The organism is Streptomyces sp. SID12501 (assembly GCF_010550245.1).
Lineage (GTDB): Bacteria > Actinomycetota > Actinomycetes > Streptomycetales > Streptomycetaceae > Streptomyces.
Map to the genome: position 1 here is coordinate 12659 of NZ_JAAGLU010000015.1, position 17942 is coordinate 30600.

The following is a 17942-nucleotide window of genomic DNA, read 5'->3' on the forward strand; positions in this document are numbered from 1 at the left end:
GATCATCGAGCGGAACGGCCTCACCGCCGCTCCTGGCAGGGGAGGACCCATGGCCGGCGAACGCACGACGAGCCGTCTCAGACCCAGGCATCGCACCGTCCGGGCCGTGGTGCTCCTCACCGCGCTCGGCACGGCCACGCTGACTGGTTGTGGAGGCTCGGGCGAGAACACCGCGGCGCAGGACAAACCGGCCGCCGCCGCCGGCACTCCCTCCGCCGACCACAGCGCGGCGACGACCGCCCCGCCGTCGACGCCGCCACCGACGGCGAAGGGAGCCGCCACGAAACCGGCCGCGCCCGCACCCGTGTCGGCGCCTGCACCGGCGCCCGAACCAGCATCCGTGCCGACACCCGCCGCGGACTCCGGCCCGACACCGGGCTGCGACCACAAGATGCCGATCTCGCCGGACGAGGTCGCGGTGTATGGATACACCCCCGAAGGCGGCAGCCTCAGCCTGATCGTCAAAGCCGGCGCCTGGGGCTGCCCCGACCCCGACACCGACGGCCCGCCGTTCGTGACGACCGGCAAGGAGTACGCCCTGCCGCTGGACCAGGCCGCCTATGTCACCGCCACCAACCCCATCACCGAGAGCAGCGAGAACCAGCACATCGGCGTACAGGAACTCCTCGACTGGCTGGACGCCCACCCCGACTCCGGCCTGGTCTTCAAGTACCACGCCGGAGCGGACGGAACAGTCGACGATCTCCAGCAGGAGTTCACCCCGTGAGTCCACACCCCGTGGTTCCACGCCCGTAGGCGTCGGCAGCCCAACTCGCCGACCGCAGACGGAACATCATGCGCATCGCCGCGTCCAGCGCCGGCCGCCGGCCGCCGGTCCAGAACTGTCGGCGTCGCGACGGAGAACCGGGGGCGATTGCGTTGAAGTCGCGAGCGGCGTGACCGATCTGGTCCCCGTGCGTGACAGCAAGGCGCTTCTCGCCCCTGCGTCGGCGTTCACGCAGGGGCGCCTGGGGCGCGTTCGTCGTCGCGCTCAAGAACGTCACAGCACTGATCGTCTGACGCAGCCGCTCGCGTCCCCGGTCCGCAACGGCCGGAGCGTCGGCCCATTCGGCCTGTTCCCTGAGCCGCCAAGGAACAACGCCGGCGTGTCCATGAACCGCCCTGCCCGACCTCGCCCAGCCGCGCCGCGCTCCAACACCGCCCGATCCAACAGCTCCAGAGCTCTGTCTTCCTTCCGGTCCGCCTCGTCCCGCTTCCGGTGGGTGCCAGGAGAAGCGGGCCCGGACCCGGACGTCCCGGACGGGCCCGCAACGGCCGGCGGCGGAGGATGGCCCCCTATCCCGCAGCGACAGGCTCCGGTACGGGGGACGTGGTGGCCGGTGGGTGGGTGAGGTCGTAGGCGCTCTCCGCGTGCAGGTGGACGTCGACGCCCTCCTGTTCGACCTCGGGGCGCACCCGCAGGCCCATTGTCTTGTCCAGGGCCTTGGCGATCAGCCAGGTCACGGTGAAGGAGTACGCGAGGACGGCGAACGCGCCGACCGCCTGCTTGCCGAGGAGGGAGAAGCCGCCGCCGTAGAGGAGGCCGTCGACGCCGTTCGGGGCGTCCGACGTGGCGAGGACACCGACCAGCAGGGTGCCGGTGAGGCCTCCGACGAGGTGGATGCCGACGACGTCGAGGGAGTCGTCGTAGCCGAATTTGTACTTCAGGCCGACCGCGAGAGCGCACACCGCGCCGCCGACGGCGCCGAGGGCGAGGGCGCCGACCGGGGAGACCGCGCCGCAGGACGGGGTGATCGCCACCAGGCCGGCGATGGCGCCGGAGGCGGCGCCGAGCGTCGTGGAGTGGCCGTCGCGGACCTTCTCGACGAGGAGCCAGCCGAGCATCGCCGAGCAGGTGGCGGTGAAGGTGTTCAGTACGACGACGGAGGCGGCGTTGCCCGAGGACAGCGCGGAGCCGCCGTTGAAGCCGAACCAACCGAACCACAGCAGGCCCGCGCCGAGCATCACCAGGGGCAGGTTGTGCGGGCGTTCCTGGCCGCCCTTCTTCTGCCAGCCGATGCGTCTGCCGAGGACGAGGATCACGGCCAGCGCCGCCGCGCCGGAGTTGATGTGGACGGCCGTACCGCCCGCGTAGTCGATGGCGCCGAGCTTGTTCACGATCCAGCCGCCCGTCACGCCCTTGCCGTCGAAGGCGAACACCCAGTGGGCGACCGGCAGATAGACCAGCGTGACCCAGATGCCGGAGAAGGCCATCCAGGCGCCGAACTTGATACGGTCCGAGATCGCGCCGCAGATCAGGGCGGCGGTGAGGGCCGCGAACAGGGCCTGGAAGGCGGCGAAGACGGAGAGCGGGATGACCGCCTTCGGGTCGTCCGCGATGACGCCGCTCATGCCGAAGAACTCGGAGACGTCACCGAGCAGGCCGGCGCCGCCGATCGAGTCGCCGAAGGCGGCCGAGAAGCCGTAGACGACCCAGATGCAGCCGACCAGGGCGACGGACCCGAAGGTCATCATGATCATGTTCAGGACGCTCTTGGCGGCGACCATGCCGCCGTAGAAGAGCGCCAGGCCCGGCACCATCAGACAGACGAGTGCCGTGCTCGCGAGCATCCAAGCGGTACTTCCGGTGTCCATGCGCACACTCCACGGAGAAGTCCAACTGAGGGAAACGATGTTTCACCGCAGTAGACAGGTGGTGCGTTACAGGACAGCTCCATGGCCGATTAAGGCCGGGTTTCCGTAGCCGTGGCTGGGTTTCGGTGGCCAGGTTTCGGTGGCCAGGTCTCAGCGCCTGAGCCTCAGTGCTGCGGGCTGTCCCCGAAGGCCGTCACCGTCAGGAAGCGGATGGGGAGTTCGACCAGCCGCTCCGGTCCGTGCGGGGCCTCTCCGTCGAACTGGAGGGCGTCACCGGGGCGCAGGGTGTAGCTGGACTTGCCGTGGCCGTAGATCATGACGCCCTCCAGCATGTAGAGGAGCTCGGTGCCGGCGTGCTGGAAGAGCGGGAAGACCTCGCTCTGTTCGGTCAGTGTGACCAGCAGGGCGTCCATGCGCTTGTGGGCGCCCCTGAGCGAGCCGAGCTGGGCGTACTCGTGGCCGACCCTCGTACCCCGCCGCACGATCCGGGCTCCGTGGTCGGCCGGGACGAAGACGGCCTCGCGTTCGTCGTCCATGCCGCGGAACAGCGCGGTGACCGGGACGTCGAGACCGCGCGCGAGCCGGGAGAGCGTGGTGAGACTGCACGCGGTCTGGGCGTTCTCGATCTTCGACAGCATGGCCTTGGAGATACCGACCCGGATCGCCATCTCACCGACCGACAGCCCCGCCGCCTGCCGGTACTCACGCGCCCGGACCGCGATGACGCGCTCCAGCGCCTTGTCGTCGGAGACCTCGGAGGCCTCGGAGTATTCGGGGGCTTTGGAGTCCTCGGGGGCTTCGCCATCTTCGTGGTGCTCGGTCATCGGCGCAGTTTAACCAGCGCGTTCCAGGCGGAAACGGGGATGGGGTTCGGCGCGGCCGGTGGCGAGGTCGGCGGCCATCGCGCCGATGAGCGGGGCGAACTTGGCGCCGTGGCCGGAGCACGGGGAGACGATGACGAACGGGCCGTGGCGGTCGAGGACGAAGTCCTCGTCGGGGGTGGTGGTGTAGAGGCAGGTCGCCTCGGCGACCGGGTCGGGCATGAGGCCGGGAAGCCGGTCGCGGACGAAGCCGCTCACCCGGGCGCGCGACGACGGGTCGACGACTCCGCTGCGGGTACGGGCGGTGGTGGGCGTGCCTCGGTCGTGCTCGGCGACCTTCATCGCCGGGAGCGGGCCGCCGTCGCTGCCCGAGGGCAGGCCGTAGAGGTGCAGCTCCCCGTCCCAGATCAGGGTCGGCCACCTGACGGACGGGTCCCGCTGCCGGAAGTGGAAAACCTGCTGCTGGGTCACCACCAACGGCGGCAGGGGGACGGGCAGTTGGAGCTCGGGCAGCCAGGCGCCGGCCGCGACCACCACCGTGTCGGCGACGATCTCGTCACCGTCGTCGGTGCGCAGGAGCACCTCCCCGCTCCCCCGCACCTCGATGCCGGTGACCCGGTTGCCGATGACCGCCCGCGCCCCGTGCTCGATCGCCCGCCGTACGCAGGCGGCGACTGTCTCGTCGGCGTCGACCGTGCCCGCGTCCGGGTGGTACAGCACCGGTCCGGTGATACGGATGTACGGCCAACGCTCCGACGCGGCTTCCGGGCCGAGGAGTTCATGGGGCACTCCGGCCGCGCCGAGGAGACCGGCGATCACCCCGGGGTCGCGGTCCTCGCCCATGTCGAGCCCACCGGTCTTGCGCAGCAGGGGAGTTGAGCTGTCGTCCTCCAACTCCCGCCACTGCTCGTACGCCTGCCCGGTCAGCCGTACGTAGAAGGGGTCGGCGTACGCCCGCCGGAAGATCCGCGAGCTGCCGTGCGAACTGCCGTGCCGGTGACCGATGTCGTACGCCTCGGTGAGGGTGACCTCGTGTCCCTGCCGGGCCAGTTGCCAGGCGGTGGCCGCACCCATCAGTCCGGCGCCGACGACGGCGATCACAGTCCCTCCCCGGGAATCCAGTTCGTGCCCGCGAGCGGGACGCGCGCCATGGCGGCGGACTCGATCGTAAGGGCCACCAGGTCCTCGGGTTCCAGGTGGAGGAGGTGGGCCTTGCCACAGGCGCGTGCGAGGGTCTGGGCCTCCATGGTCATCACGCGCAGGAAGTTGGCGAGCCGGCGTCCGGCGTCCACCGGGTCGAGGCGGGCGGCGAGTTCCTCGTCCTGGGTGGAGATGCCGGCCGGGTCGCGGCCGTCCTGGTAGTCGTCGAAGTAGCCTGCCGCGGAGCCGAGTCGGCGGTACTCGGCGTCGTACTTCGGATGGTTGTCGCCGAGCGCGATGAGCGCGGCGGTGCCGATGGCGACCGCGTCCGCGCCGAGCGCGAGGGCCTTGGCCATGTCGGCGCCGCCCCGGATCCCGCCGGAGACGATCAGCTGGACCTCGCGATGGACGCCCAACTCCTGGAGTGCGCGCACCGCTTGAGGCAGGGCGGCCAGGGTGGGGATGCCGACGTGCTCGATGAAGACGTCCTGGGTGGCGGCCGTACCACCCTGCATGCCGTCGACGACCACGACGTCGGCGCCCGCGTGGACGGCGAGCTTCACGTCGTAGTACGTCCGGGTCGCGCCGACCTTCACATAGATCGGCTTCTCCCAGTCGGTGATCTCCCGGAGCTCCAGGATCTTGATGGCGAGGTCGTCGGGGCCGGTCCAGTCCGGGTGGCGGCAGGCGCTGCGCTGGTCGATGCCGACGGGCAACGTGCGCATACCGGCGACCCGTTCGGTGATCTTCTGCCCGAGCAGCATGCCCCCGCCGCCGGGCTTGGCACCCTGACCGAGGACGACCTCGATGGCGTCGGCGGCACGCAGGTCGTCGGGGTTCATGCCGTAGCGGGACGGCAGGTACTGATAGACGAGGTGCTTGGAGTGGCCGCGCTCCTCGGGCGTCATCCCGCCGTCCCCGGTGGTCGTCGAGGTCCCCACCTCACTGGCGCCGCGTCCGAGGGCCTCCTTGGCCTGGGCGGACAGGGCCCCGAAGCTCATACCGGCGATGGTGACGGGGGTGGCTAGGCGGAGGGGGTTCTTGGCGTGCCTGGCGCCGAGGACGACGTCGGTGTCACAGCGCTCCCGGTAACCCTCCAGCGGATAGCGGGACATGGAGGCGCCGAGCAGCAACAGGTCGTCGAAGTGCGGCAGTCGACGCTTGGCGCCCCACCCCCGGATGTCGTAGATACCGGTCTCGGCGGCACGCTGAATGGCGTGGATGGTGGCACGGTCGAACGTCGCCGACTCGCGCAGGCCGTGGGATGCGGGTTCCAAGGTCAACTCCTTCATCAGGGCTGAGGTGGAGCGCCCCGATAGGGGCGCGGGGAACTGCGCGACCAGCCACAACGGACCCGCAGCCAGAAAACATCGCTAGTACGCCGTCAAGTTGTCGACCTTGAAGTGATAAAGCGTCCTGGCGGAGCCGTACCGCCGGAAATCCGCAGGGTCTTCGTCCCGCTCGGCCGCCTTGAGCAACTCGGCCAGTTCAGCGAGGTGTTCACCCCGCATCTCCTTCTCGACACAGTCCGCACCGAGCGACTTGACCGTGCCCCTCACATAGATCCGCGCCTCGTACAGCGAATCCCCCAGCGCATCCCCCGCATCCCCGCACACCACCAACCGCCCCGCCTGCCCCATGAACGCACTCATGTGCCCGACATCGCCCCCCACGACGATGTCCACCCCCTTCATGGAGATCCCGCACCGCGCGGACGCGTCCCCGTCGATCACCAGGAGCCCGCCGTGGCCGGTGGCCCCCGCCGACTGGGACGCGTTCCCCCGCACCCGGACCGTCCCGGACATCATGTTCTCGGCGACGCCCGTACCCGCGTTGCCGTGGACGGTGACCGTGGCGCGCTGGTTCATGCCGGCGCAGTAATAGCCGACGTGGCCCTCGATGTCGACGGCGAGATCCTCCCGGATTCCGCAGGCCACGGCGTGTGCGCCGCGTGGATTGAGGATCCGCCAGACATCCGCGCCGCCGGGCGCGTGCAGGGCCTGGTTGAGCTCCCGTACCGGGGAGTTCGCCAGGTCGATCAGCGTCGCCATATGTACACCTCTTCCGGCTCCGGTTCGAAGATGCGGGCGTTCTCGATGCCCGGCAGGACGTCCAGCGCCCGGTACTCGGAGGCCATCGCCACCCACTCGTCGGTCTCGGCGACGAGCGCCGGCTTGCAGGCGATGGCGTCACGGACGACCGCGAAGGAGTCACCGGTCGACACGAGCAGCGTGTAGAAACCGTCGAACCGCTCGCACAGCAGCCGAAGCGCCTTTTCCAGGTCGGCGCCCTGTTCCAACTGACGGGCGACGAACCGCGCACCGACCTCGGAGTCGTTCTCGCTGTCGAACTCGACGCCCTGGGCGCGCAGTTCACGCCGGATGGTGGCGTGGTTGGCGAAGGAGCCGTTGTGCACCAGGCACTGTCCGGGGCCGACCGAGAAGGGATGGGCGCCCTCGGGGGTGACGGCGGACTCCGTGGCCATGCGGGTGTGGCCGACGCCCTGCCAGCCGGTGACGGCGGCGAGCCCGAAGGCGTCCGCCAACTCCACGGGGTTTCCGGTGCCCTTGAGGACGGCCATGTCGGTGCCGGAGCCGATGACGGTGGCGCGGGGCAGCGCGTCCGCGACGGCGGCGAGCAGGTCGGCGACCGGAAGATCCGCGTGTACGACGGTGGTCGCGTCGGCGGCGACGGCCACGGCCCCGGGCAGCGCGGCCTCCGCCTCGGCCGGAGCGACCCCGAGCAGCGAGACGACGGCACGTCCCGGCGGAGACAGGCGGGGGTCGCCGTAGACCGCGACGCCCGCCGAGTCGGGGCCGCGTTCGACGACCTGGCCCAGCATCGCGGTCAGCAGCTCGCCGAGCCGGGGTTCGAGTGCGGGCTCCCGCAGATGGAGCCCGACGATTCCGCACATCTCAAGTCCCTTCAGTGGGCGGCAGAAAGCGGAGGGTGGTCAGAGGAAGGCGAAGGAGATCAGAAGGGGACCGCAAGGGGGTCAAAAGGCGGCCAGAAAGCGGTCAGAAAGCAGTGAGATAGCGGTCCAGTTCCCAGGGGCCGACCGTCGCGTGCCAGTCGAAGAACTCCTCACGCTTGAGGTCGGCGAAGTACCGGCTCACCCCGGCCCCGGCCGCGTCCAGGGCGCCGCTGATCACCTCGTCCGCCTGGAGCGCCTCCACGGCGTGCAGCAGGGTCGGCGGGAGTTCCGGGCCCTTGCCCGCCGCGCCGGGCTCGCCCGGGTCGAGGCCGCGTTCGATGCCGTCGAGGCCGGCGGCGAGGGCGGCGGCTGCGGCGAGGTAGGGGTTGGAGGCACCGTCTCCGCCGCGCAGCTCGATGCGGTTGCCGTCGGGGACGCGGACGAAGTGGGTGCGGTCGTTGCCGCCGTACCCGGCGACGCGTGGGGACCAGGTGGCGCCCGAGCGGGTGTTGACCGCGCCGGTGCGCTTGTAGGAGTTGACGGTGGGCGCGATGACGGCCTGGAGGGCGCGCGCGTGCTCGACGATCCCGGCGACGAAGGAGTAGGCGAGCGGGGAGAGTCCGAGCCCGCGTCCGTCGGTGGCGTCGGGGAAGGCGGGTTCGTCGCCCCGCCACAGCGACATGTGCAGGTGCATGCCGGTGCCGGTGCGGTCGGTGAACGGCTTCGGCATGAACGTGGCGGTCATGCCCCGCTGTTCGGCCAGCATCGACACCATGTACCGCATGGTGATGACCCGGTCGGCGGTGGTGAGGGCGTCGGCGTGCTTGAAGTTCTGCTCGAACTGGCCGTTGCCGTCCTCGTGGTCGTTGGCGTAGTTGCCCCAGCCGAGGGAGTTCATGGCACTGGAGACGGCGGTGAGGTGGTCGTACATCCGGGTCAGCCCGCGTGCGTCGTAACAGGGTTGGGCGGCGGTGTCCCTGGCGTCGGCGACGCTCAGCACACCGTGCTCGTCCCGGTTGACGAGGAAGTACTCGACCTCGGCGCCCACGGACAACGACAGCCCCTGGGCGGCGGCCCGTTCGAGCACCCTGCGCAGGATGACGCGCGGGGCGTAGGGCCAGGGTTCGCCCTCCACGTACGGATCGCAGTGGACGAGGGCGAGGCCGGGCTTGACGAAGGGGACGGGGGTGTACGAGGAGGCGTCGGGGCGGGCGACGACATCGGGGTCGCTGGGCTGCTGGCCGAGCGCGCCGGCCGCGTAACCGGCGAACCCGACGCCCTCGTCGCGGAGTTCCTCGATGGCCTGGACCGGGACGAGCTTGGCGCACGGCTTGCCGGTCAGGTCGACGAAGAGGGCGAGCACGAACTCGATGCCGTCGGCACGGACCAGTTCGGCGAGATCGGGGATGGCGGGGAGAGCGGGGATGGCGGTCGCCATGGGCCCCTCCTTGGGTGTCCACTGTGGTGAATCTTTGTTGCACGTCAGTAGACACTCTTGGGATTACGGCGAGATTTCCGCCGTGGAAGGTCCCCGTAAGCCGAAAGCCGGGTCCCGCCCCGAAGAGGCGGAACCCGGCAGACGAGGACCCGGAAGCGCGGGCTAGCGGAGGCGTCCGCCACGCCGGTCCGCGAGCCGGTGAACCGCCGTGACCAGCGTGTCCACTTCCTCGTGCGTGTTGTAGAAGGCGAACGACGGCCGGACCGTGGCCTCCACGCCGTACCGGCGCAGGATCGGCTGCGCGCAGTGGTGACCCGAACGCACCGCGATGCCCTCCTCGTTGAGCGCCGTGCCCACCTCGGCGGGCTCGTAGCCGTCCAGTACGAACGACACGATGCTCGCCTTGTGCGGGGCCGTGCCGATCAGCCGGAGCCCGGGCACCCCGCGCAGGCCCTCGGTGGCGTGCTCCACCAGGGTGTGTTCGTAGGCGCCGATGTTGGGCAGGCCGATGCGCTCGACGTAGTCGATGGCCGCGCCCAGCCCCACCGCGTCGGCGATGTTGCCGGTGCCCGCCTCGAAGCGGTTCGGCGGCGGTTGGTAGACGGCCCGCTCGAAGGTGACGTCGGCGATCATGTTGCCGCCGCCCTCCCACGGAGGCATGTCCTCCAGGATCTCCCGCTTGGCGTAGAGCACCCCGATCCCGGTCGGCCCGAACAGCTTGTGCCCGGAGAAGACCAGGAAGTCCGCGTCCAGCGCCCTGACATCGATCGGCAGGTGCGGGATGGACTGCGCCGCGTCGACCAGGACACGTGCCCCGGCCCGGTGCCCGAGTTCGATGATCTTCTCGACCGGTACGACGGTGCCGAGCGCGTTGGACATCTGGGTGACCGCGACCAGCTTGGTGCGGTCGGACAGCAGGTCGGTGTACTCGTCGAGCAGCAGCTGCCCGGAGTCGTCGACCGGGATCACCTTGATCACCGCGCCGGTCTGCTGCGCCAGCATCTGCCAGGGCACGATGTTGGCGTGGTGCTCCAGGTAGGAGATGACGATCTCGTCACCCGCGCGGAGGTTCTTGGGCCCCCACGCCTTGGCGACCAGGTTGATCGCCTCGGTGGTGCCCCGGACGAACACGATCTCCTCGGCGGAGCCCGCTCCGATGAACCGGGCGACGGTCTTCCTGGCACCCTCGTAGGCGTCGGTCGCCCGGGCGGCCAGTTCGTGCGCGGCCCGGTGGATGTTGGAGTTCTCCCGCGAGTAGAACTCGACCAGCCGGTCGATCACCGCACGCGGCTTCTGCGTGGTCGCGGCGTTGTCCAGCCAGACCAGCGGACGGCCGTTGACCAGCTCGGACAGGATCGGAAAGTCCCGGCGGACCGCCCGCACGTCGAACGCCGGATGCTGGTCGAGCGGCAGCTCCACCGGTGAGCCGGGTGCGCCCGGTACGCCGGGTACCCCGGGAGAACCGCCTTCCTGTACGAAGTAGTACGGCGCGGTCGTCGCCGTCGGTGCCGCGGGATCGGGCAGGGGCGGCAGCCCCAGGTGCCCGAAGCCGGGAAGCTCCGGCGCCTCGGCGGGGAACCCGGGTGCCTCGTTGAGGAAGTAGAACTGCCCGGGGCCCGAGAGCTGGGCCGGCGCTGACATCGGTGCGGCAGACGGCGACCCGGGCGCCACCGGCATGACGGGCAGGGCCGGCAGCTCCGGGGTGGGTCCGGCGACGCCGGGCGCACTCGCCGCGTAGGTGGCCGGGGCACTGGTCGGTGGCGGCCCGGCCGGCGGGCTCACGCCGGCCTTCGGCGCCGGAGGAGGCGGGTCGGCGGCCGGCAGACCGGCCGGCACCGGCCACGCCGGCGAACCGTCGGGGACCGGAGCCTGAGCGGCCGCCGACGGGGCGTCGAGGGCCGGAGCCCGGGTGCCCGTCGGCGGGACGTCGGGAGCCGAGGGCCGCATGTCCGCCGACGAGCCGTCGGGGACCGGGGTGTCCGTCTCCGCCGGCTGTCCGGGAAGTGCTCGGAAGAACTCCCCGGCCAGCCGGTTCAGCATCGCCTCGTCCGGCAGCCACGCCGGGGCGGCCTGATTACCGGTAGTTGGGGGCGTAGTCATGGAACTTGTCCACCTCGACGTCGTCGAGCACGGCGAGCGCGTCCTCGGTGAGTACCGCGAGCGAGCAGTACAGGGAGACCAGGTAGGAGGCGATGGCGCTGCGGTCGATCTGCATGAAGCGCACCGACAGCCCCATCCCCTGCTCGCCCGCGAGCCCGGGCTGGAACAGTCCGACCACACCCTGGCGGGACTCGCCGGTACGAAGGAGCAGGAACTTGGTCTTCCCGTTCTCCAGCGGGACCTTGTCCGAGGGGATGATCGGCAGCCCGCGCCAGGTCAGGAACTGCGAGCCGAACATGCTGACCGTCGCCGGCGGTACACCGCGCCGCGTGCACTCCCTGCCGAAGGCGGCGATGCCCTCCGGGTGGGTGAGGAAGAAGGCCGGCTGCTTCCACACCTTCGTGATGAGGGCGTCCAGGTCGTCCGGCGTCGGCGGCCCGCCGAGCGTGGAGATCCGCTGCGTGGGCGCCGCGCTGCTCAGCATCCCGTACTCCGGGCTGTTGATCAGCTCGCCCTCCTGGTGCTCCTTCACCGCCTCGATGGTCAGCCGCAGCTGCTGTGCGGTCTGGTCGTGCGGGCTGGAGTAGAGGTCGGCGATCCGGGTGTGCAGGTCAAGGACCGTCTGCACGGCCTTGAGCCGGTACTCCCGGGGCTCCTGCTCGTAGTCGACGAAGGTGTCGGGCAGCGGCGCCTCGTCGTAGTTGTCGCACTCGATACGTACCGACTCGGGATGGACGACCTTGTTCACGCGGTAGATACCGGCCTCGACGGGCACCCAGGACATCAGGTGCACCAGCCAGCGAGGCGTGATGGAGGCCATCTGGGGAACGGTCTTGGTGGCGTTCGCCAGTGTCCGTGCCGCGCGGTCGCCCACCGACACGGATCGCGACGGTGGATTCGCAGCCTTGCCAGCCATACGACATCTCCTTTCCGCGCCCAGGGGGGGGGCGGACGCGCGTAAGACGCAAAAGGGGCAAAATCTCTCGCACGAACTTTCCCACCCACCCTCGCAGCACCACCGTTATCGGACCAATGCGTGTTTTCGAGGCTTTCATCGAACCTGGCTATGATTCGCGAATGATCGACCTGAGTCGCCTGCGTGTGCTGGTGGCCGTCGCCCGTGAAGGTTCGATCACGGCTGCCGCCGAGGCGCTGCACTACGCCCAGCCGTCGGTCAGCCACCAGCTCGCCAAGCTCGAGGCCGAGGTCGGCGTACCGCTGTTGCAGCGGATGGGGCGCGGTATCCGGCTCACCGACGCCGGCCGGCTCCTGGTGGACCGCGCCGAGTCGATCCTCGCGCAGGTCGAGTCGGTGCACGCCGAACTGGACGAGCTGGCCGGGCTGCGCACCGGCCGGGTCCGGCTGGCCGCCTTTCCCTCCGCGCTGGCCACCCTGGTGCCGCTCGCCGCCGCCCGCGTCGCCGCCGAGCATCCCGGCATCGAGCTCATCCTGCGCGAGGCCGAACCGCCGGACGCGCTCAGCGCCCTGCGCAACAACGACGTCGACGTGGCGCTGATCTTCGAGCACGGCGACCCGCCCCAGCGTGATCGCCGGGACACCACCATGATCCCGCTTCTCGACGAACCGCTGTACATGGTCACACCGGCGGACCGCGCCTGGGACGGCCCTCCGGCGGAGCTGACGACGTACGCCGACACACGCTGGATCGCCGGGTGCGAACGCTGCCGCGAGCATCTCATCGCGGCCTGCGGGCGGGCCGGGTTCTCGCCGGTCGTCGAGTTCGAGACCGACGACTACGTCGCCGTACAGGCACTCGTCGCGGCCGGTCTCGGCGTGAGCCTGCTGGCCGGGCTCACCCTCCTCGCCAACAGGCATCCCGGGGTCAGGCTCGACCGGATTCCCGGCATGCGCAGACAGGTCGTGGCCGCCGTGTACGGCAAGCCACCCGCGTCCCAGCCCGCCCAGGTACTCCTCGACGCGATCGAAGCGACCCTGTCGGAGCCGGAGTGGCCGTCCTGAGGACGAGGACACAGTCCGCCCGCCCGCCCCCGATCCACGCCCCCTCCCCCGCCAACCCGGGCGCATCCCGGGCGAGTTCCGGGTGTCGGTCGGGCGTCGGCCGGAAAAGCTCGGTGATCGGGCGTCATGGTGACGGACATCTCGTCATCATGGGGATGGGGACGGACCGTTGATGTCCTCGGGACGTTCGGGACGTGAGGAGTGCCGGTGGGGGAAGAAGAGGAGACCGGTGGCGTTCAGGCGTTGCGGGCCTGGGCAGGCGAGGCCGTCGAGCGGGCGAAGGCGTTGCTACCGGCATCGGACACCGTCGTCGGGGCCTCCCGCGCCCACAACGACTCGATCGCCGAACTCGACTCGCTCTCCCGCCTGTTGGACCACGATCCGGAGCTGCGCAGCTCGGTGACGATGTGGCTCGGCGGTGTCCTCACCCTGCGCCACGCCGCCGGGGGCGGGACGTCCGAGGACCGGGAGCGGGCGCACGGTCTGCTGCGGGATGTACGGGACCCGGCAACGGAGACCGGAGCCGCGACCTCCGTCGAGGACCGGCGGTGGGCCGCGCTGTTCCTGCTGACGCACGCGCTGCCGCTGCAGGAGATGCTGGGCGGGCTCTCGCCGGAGCCGGACCTGACCGCCATGGTCGACATGATCATGCGGGAGGGGACGAGCGGGATGACCGCCTTCGCCGACGAGGTGCAGAAGCTGGTGACCGAGGCGGCCGAACTCCCGCTGCCGCCGGACACCCTGAGCTATCTGCGGCAGGTACGCGACGTCTATGCGCACCCCTCGCCCGACGCGCTCGCCGGCCTGGTCACGAGCCTCGTGCCCGACGACGGTTCGCCGGGCAACCATGAGCTGCGGCAGCTGATGGCGAAGTGGATGGCGACGATGTCCGGTGGGGCGGACCCGGAGCAGGGCCCCGGCACGCCTTCCGGCACCTGCACGCCTCCCGGTACCGGCTCGGACACCGGTGACATGAGGGACACCGGTGGCACGAGCACCGCCCCGGACCCCTCCGCCGCCCCGTTCATGCCCCGTACGTTCGACGAGTTCCGTCGGCTCGTCGCCGCGTTGCAGGCCGTCAACACCACGTCCGTGGACTTCGTGAACCAGACGGGCGGCGGCGACTCCGCCGCCCTCAACCAGCAGCTCGGGCGGCTGCGCGCGGCGTTCGACGCGCTGCCGGAGGGCACGCCGAACGGTGACGCTCTCGAAGGGATGATGGCCCTGCTGCTCAACGTGAGCGAAGGCGCCGGCGGCACCCTTCAGGACCAGGCGCTCGGTCTCGAACACATGCAGATGGTCACCGACTTCCTGCGGCGCCAAGCGGGAAGCTCGATCCCCATGGCCGGCGGCTTCACGGTCATGGCGGACGCGATGGACCTGATGACCGAGATCCGTACCGCCGGGCAGGCCGAGGACCTGGAGCGGCTCCGCGCCCTGCTGCCCAGGGCCGAGGCTCTGGCGGACAGCGTCCCCGAGGACCACGACTTCCGCGCCATGGCCCTCATCACCCGTTCCATGGCCCGGCTCATGCTCGGCCGGCTCACCGCGGACAGGGAACTGCTCCTGCGCAGCCTCGCGGATCTCGACGACAGCAGGACGGCCGCGGGGAACAGCAGCCTCCCGATCGGGACCGAGGAAATGGAGGCCATGATTCCCGACCTCGCGGCCATGCGTTCCCTCCTCACCGGCGACACGACGTACGTCCCGGACCGGGACGTACCCCCACCGGACGCCTCCACCGAACAGCTGTACGTCGGCGCGCAACGTCTGGGCGCGCGCTACAGCCTCACCAGGGATCCGGCGGATCTGGAGGCCACCGTCACCACGCTGGAACGGCTCCGCGAGCACATCCGACGGGGGCAGGCCCCGCGCGTCGCCGCCGAGTCCCTGTGGTCGCTCGCCGATGCCTACCGCGCCCGCTGGCACCAGGAGCCGAACGAGTCCGACGCGGTCGCCGCCACCGACGCGGCGACCGAGGCCCTGGCCACCCTCGCCGCCGACGTCCTCCTCCAGCACGGCGCCGAACACCGTCTGACCACCGCCCGCAAGGGCGCCTCCCTCGGCATACGGACCGCCCTGTGGGCCGCCGCGCACGACAGGGTGGACGACGCGCTCACCGCCCTGGAGCTGGGCCGGACGCTGGTGCTGGAGGCGGCGGCCACCTCCCGGGCCGTACCGGAGCTGCTGGAGGAACGCGGCCATCCCGAACTCGCCGCCGACTGGCGGAAGTCCGGTGCCGCCGACAGCACCGAGCTGCCCGCCCGGCTCCCCAGCGAGCTGCGCCGACAGGCCTTGGAGGCCCTCGGCTACCGGGAGCCGGGAGGCCTGCTCGCCACCCCCACCCTGCGCGAACTGGCCGCCGGCGTCCGCGAGGCGGGCGCGGACGCGCTGATCTATCTGGTCCCCGGCAGCGACGGCGAGGCCCCGGGCATGGTGCTGGCCGTGGGCCCCGAGATCGGCATCGGTGTGGGCCCGCTGCCCGTGCTCTCCGCAGCGGACAGCGCCCCGCTGGAGCGGTACCTGGACGCGGCCGCCGCCCGCTCCGCGGACCACGGCGACGAACAGGCGGAACGGGCCTGGGAGGAGGCCCTGTCCGAGCTGTGCGACTGGGCGTACGAGGTGTTCGTCCACGTCCTCGCCGGGCTGGACGAACACCTCCCGGGCGACGCGGCCGACCGCCGTACACCCAGGGTCGTCCTGGTCCCGTGCGGCCGCCTCGGCATCGTCCCCTGGCACGCGGCCCGCTTCCCCGCGGACGCCCCGCACGACTATCTCTGCGAGGCACTGGTGATCAGCTACGCGGCCTCCGGCAGCCAGTTCCTGCGTACGGTGAGACGCGCGCCCCGCGATCCGGTCTCGGCCCCGGCCATGGTGGCCGACCCCAGCCTCTCGCTGACGTACGCCGAGCTGGAGATCCTGGAACTGCGCAACGCCTTCTATCCGGGGGCGCGGCTGTACGGCGACTTCGCCGCCTTCCCGCCCGACTCGGTGCCGGCGGGCACCCCCGACCAACTGCTGGCCCTGCTCGCCCAGGACCACTCGATGGTCCATCTGGCCACGCACGGCATGGCGGGGGTACGGCCGACGGAGTCGGCCCTGTTCCTCGCCCCCGCCGACCCCGGCGAGGAGATCGGCCGGCTCACCGTGACCCGGCTCCTCGACCGGCCGCAGCCCGCCGAACAGGCGGCACCGGACGGCCCGTTGATCGTCCTGAGCGCCTGCCAGACCGATCTGAGCACCCGCGACCACGACGAGGCCCTGACCCTGACCACGGCATTCGTCGCGGGCGGCGCACGTGATGTCGTGGGGTCTCGGTGGACCGCCCAGGACAGTGCGACGATCCTGCTGATGACGGTGTTCCACCACCATCTGCGGGCCGGGCTCAGCCCCGTGGACGCCCTGCGGGCCGCCCAGTTGTGGATGCTCGACCCGGACCGCAGGGATCCGGGTTGTCTCAGCGACGAGCTGCGGCGGGACATCGGCCGTCCGGACCTCGGGCGGATCGCCGTCTGGGCCGCGTTCATTCATCAGGGCCATCCCGGTCGGGGAGAGGGGACCGTATGACCGCGATCGACGACAACGGGACGAGGGTGCTCGGCCTCATCGACAAACATCTCGACAGCATCCGCACCGACCTGACCGACGAGCAGTACCAGCAGCTGCTCGTCGGCCTGCGCGTGCTCGCCGACACCCCGCCGGACGACCTCAGGGCCGTACGCCGAGCCCTCCAGGGCGTACGCCACTGCCTGGTGCCGGCGCTGGAGTTCGACCATCCGGTGCGGCGGGCACTGGACTCCCTCCGGTACATCGGCACGGTGCCCCTCCGCCCCCTGGACCCCCAACGGGTACGGGATCTCCTGGCCCGGCTCGCGGCCGACCCGCCATCGCCCCCCGACACAGCGACCGTCATCGCCGCCGCCGAGCGCAGACTGCGTCGGGCGCCCTCCCTCTCGGCCGCCGAGGTCCGTGCCCGGTACGGCGGTTCGGCGCCGCCGGCCCAGCTGATCCGGTTCGCCGACCACGAACTCGGTGACCGCTACCCGGAGTTCCAGTTCAGGCCCGGGGGCGGAGCACCGTACGAGGCCGTCCTGGAGGTCAACCGGGTGCTCCTCGCCGACGCGGACCCGTGGGGGGCCGCCGACTGGTGGCTGAGCGGCAACGCGTGGCTGGGCGGCAGGGCGCCCGTCGCCCTCCTCGGCGTCCGGCCGGACCACGAACTGGTGGACGCGGCCGTCGCGTTGGTGGAGGGGGACTGATGCACGAGGAAACCGTGTTGCCCTCCGTGTACCGCTTCCGGCCGCACTGGGAGGTGCTGCCCGCCGGTACCCACCTGTGGCGGATACACCCGTCCCACTACAGGGCCGCGGAGTTCAAACCGTTCATCCCGGACGACCGCTCGACCGGCCGCTTCAACAGCATGCCGGAGGACCCGTACCCCTATCTGTACGCGGCGACGGACGCGGAGACCGCTCTCGCGGAGACCCTGTTGCGCTCGCACGACTTCGACTCTCCTACCGGTATGCGACTGGTCTCCTGGGCGCAGGTGCGGGGCAAGTCGCTGAACGGGGTGCGGACCCGGTGCGAGATGAGACTGGTCTCGCTGTGCTCCGGTGCGGCGCTCGCCGCCGTCCGCCAGGACAACCTCCTGCTGGAGAACGAGGGAGCGGAGCACTACGCGGGCACACGGCGCTGGGCGCGGGAGCTGCGGGCCCAGGTACCCGAAGCCATGGGGATGATCTGGGGTTCGAAACGCAACCCGTCACGGCGGGCCCTGGTGCTCTTCGGAGACCGCTTCGCGGACTGCGCGGACGGACCGCTCGAAACACTGCCGTACCGCAACATCCCCGACCTCGGCTCCCCGGACGGCGTCAAGGAGGCCAACCAGCTGCTGGAACCGCTCTGTTCGGCGATCAAGGAGCCGCTGAACCCCTGATCCCGTCGCCTGCTTGTC

General features: G+C 71.0%; 14 protein-coding genes. 5 read left to right on the forward strand and 9 right to left on the reverse strand.

Features of this window, described 5'->3' with window-relative positions; all coding sequences use genetic code 11:
• Window positions 1-49: 49 nt before the first annotated feature.
• Entirely contained in the window at window positions 50-727 is a 678-nt protein-coding gene (locus tag G3I71_RS19250) for a hypothetical protein (RefSeq protein ID WP_164316046.1), read from the forward strand.
• A 569-nt stretch (window positions 728-1296) separates the two neighbouring features.
• Here the strand turns inward: G3I71_RS19250 and G3I71_RS19260 are convergent.
• The 9 genes from G3I71_RS19260 to G3I71_RS19300 form a co-directional block, all read right to left on the reverse strand.
• On the reverse strand, window positions 1297-2595 hold the full coding sequence (locus tag G3I71_RS19260) for an ammonium transporter (protein WP_164316048.1): 1299 nt from the start codon (window positions 2593-2595) through the stop codon (window positions 1297-1299).
• 164 nt (window positions 2596-2759) lie between these two features.
• On the reverse strand, window positions 2760-3419 hold the full coding sequence (locus G3I71_RS19265; RefSeq protein WP_239149227.1) for an XRE family transcriptional regulator: 660 nt from the start codon (window positions 3417-3419) through the stop codon (window positions 2760-2762).
• 9 nt (window positions 3420-3428) lie between these two features.
• Window positions 3429-4517, reverse strand: a complete 1089-nt coding sequence (locus G3I71_RS19270) for an FAD-dependent oxidoreductase (RefSeq protein WP_164316049.1) — start codon at window positions 4515-4517, stop codon at window positions 3429-3431.
• Window positions 4514-5833: an FMN-binding glutamate synthase family protein gene (locus G3I71_RS19275; RefSeq protein ID WP_203730805.1), complete on the reverse strand. Its 1320-nt coding sequence runs from the start codon at window positions 5831-5833 to the stop codon at window positions 4514-4516. The genes G3I71_RS19270 and G3I71_RS19275 overlap by 4 nt, the downstream gene beginning before the upstream one ends.
• 96 nt (window positions 5834-5929) lie before the next feature.
• Window positions 5930-6607, reverse strand: coding sequence for a glutamate synthase (locus G3I71_RS19280; protein ID WP_164316050.1), 678 nt, complete (start codon window positions 6605-6607; stop codon window positions 5930-5932).
• Window positions 6595-7470, reverse strand: a complete 876-nt coding sequence (locus G3I71_RS19285; RefSeq protein ID WP_164316051.1) for a glutamine amidotransferase family protein — start codon at window positions 7468-7470, stop codon at window positions 6595-6597. Before G3I71_RS19285 ends, G3I71_RS19280 begins: the two co-directional genes overlap by 13 nt.
• 103 nt (window positions 7471-7573) lie before the next feature.
• On the reverse strand, window positions 7574-8908 hold the full coding sequence (gene glnT / locus G3I71_RS19290; RefSeq protein ID WP_164316052.1) for a type III glutamate--ammonia ligase: 1335 nt from the start codon (window positions 8906-8908) through the stop codon (window positions 7574-7576).
• Window positions 8909-9070: 162 nt separating this feature from the next.
• Complete coding sequence (locus G3I71_RS19295; protein WP_164316053.1) at window positions 9071-11008, reverse strand: family 2A encapsulin nanocompartment cargo protein cysteine desulfurase; 1938 nt, start codon at window positions 11006-11008, stop codon at window positions 9071-9073.
• On the reverse strand, window positions 10983-11924 hold the full coding sequence (locus G3I71_RS19300; protein WP_164316054.1) for a family 2A encapsulin nanocompartment shell protein: 942 nt from the start codon (window positions 11922-11924) through the stop codon (window positions 10983-10985). Before G3I71_RS19300 ends, G3I71_RS19295 begins: the two co-directional genes overlap by 26 nt.
• A gap of 161 nt (window positions 11925-12085) precedes the next feature.
• Between G3I71_RS19300 and G3I71_RS19305 the strand changes: the two genes are divergently transcribed.
• The 4 genes from G3I71_RS19305 (at window position 12086) to G3I71_RS19320 (ending at window position 17924) form a co-directional block, all read left to right on the forward strand.
• A complete protein-coding gene (locus tag G3I71_RS19305) occupies window positions 12086-12988 on the forward strand; it encodes a LysR family transcriptional regulator (RefSeq protein WP_164316055.1) in 903 nt (300 codons plus the stop codon).
• Between the two features lie 207 nt (window positions 12989-13195).
• A complete protein-coding gene (locus tag G3I71_RS19310; RefSeq protein WP_164316056.1) occupies window positions 13196-16555 on the forward strand; it encodes a CHAT domain-containing protein in 3360 nt (1119 codons plus the stop codon).
• Window positions 16552-17247, forward strand: a complete 696-nt coding sequence (locus tag G3I71_RS19315) for a hypothetical protein (protein ID WP_164316057.1) — start codon at window positions 16552-16554, stop codon at window positions 17245-17247. The genes G3I71_RS19310 and G3I71_RS19315 overlap by 4 nt, the downstream gene beginning before the upstream one ends.
• On the forward strand, window positions 17247-17924 hold the full coding sequence (locus G3I71_RS19320; RefSeq protein ID WP_164316058.1) for an RES family NAD+ phosphorylase: 678 nt from the start codon (window positions 17247-17249) through the stop codon (window positions 17922-17924). Before G3I71_RS19315 ends, G3I71_RS19320 begins: the two co-directional genes overlap by 1 nt.
• Window positions 17925-17942: the final 18 nt, after the last annotated feature.

What these genes read in the sequence shown, in the direction of transcription:
- G3I71_RS19250 (WP_164316046.1), top strand. Translation starts at nt 50, where the DNA reads ATGGCCGGCGAACGCACGACGAGCCGTCTCAGACCCAGGCATCGCACC.
- G3I71_RS19260 (WP_164316048.1), bottom strand. Translation starts at nt 2,595, where the DNA reads ATGGACACCGGAAGTACCGCTTGGATGCTCGCGAGCACGGCACTCGTC.
- G3I71_RS19265 (WP_239149227.1), bottom strand. Translation starts at nt 3,419, where the DNA reads ATGACCGAGCACCACGAAGATGGCGAAGCCCCCGAGGACTCCAAAGCC.
- G3I71_RS19280 (WP_164316050.1), bottom strand. Translation starts at nt 6,607, where the DNA reads ATGGCGACGCTGATCGACCTGGCGAACTCCCCGGTACGGGAGCTCAAC.
- G3I71_RS19285 (WP_164316051.1), bottom strand. Translation starts at nt 7,470, where the DNA reads ATGTGCGGAATCGTCGGGCTCCATCTGCGGGAGCCCGCACTCGAACCC.
- glnT (WP_164316052.1), bottom strand. Translation starts at nt 8,908, where the DNA reads ATGGCGACCGCCATCCCCGCTCTCCCCGCCATCCCCGATCTCGCCGAA.
- G3I71_RS19295 (WP_164316053.1), bottom strand. Translation starts at nt 11,008, where the DNA reads ATGACTACGCCCCCAACTACCGGTAATCAGGCCGCCCCGGCGTGGCTG.
- G3I71_RS19300 (WP_164316054.1), bottom strand. Translation starts at nt 11,924, where the DNA reads ATGGCTGGCAAGGCTGCGAATCCACCGTCGCGATCCGTGTCGGTGGGC.
- G3I71_RS19305 (WP_164316055.1), top strand. Translation starts at nt 12,086, where the DNA reads ATGATCGACCTGAGTCGCCTGCGTGTGCTGGTGGCCGTCGCCCGTGAA.
- G3I71_RS19315 (WP_164316057.1), top strand. Translation starts at nt 16,552, where the DNA reads ATGACCGCGATCGACGACAACGGGACGAGGGTGCTCGGCCTCATCGAC.
- G3I71_RS19320 (WP_164316058.1), top strand. Translation starts at nt 17,247, where the DNA reads ATGCACGAGGAAACCGTGTTGCCCTCCGTGTACCGCTTCCGGCCGCAC.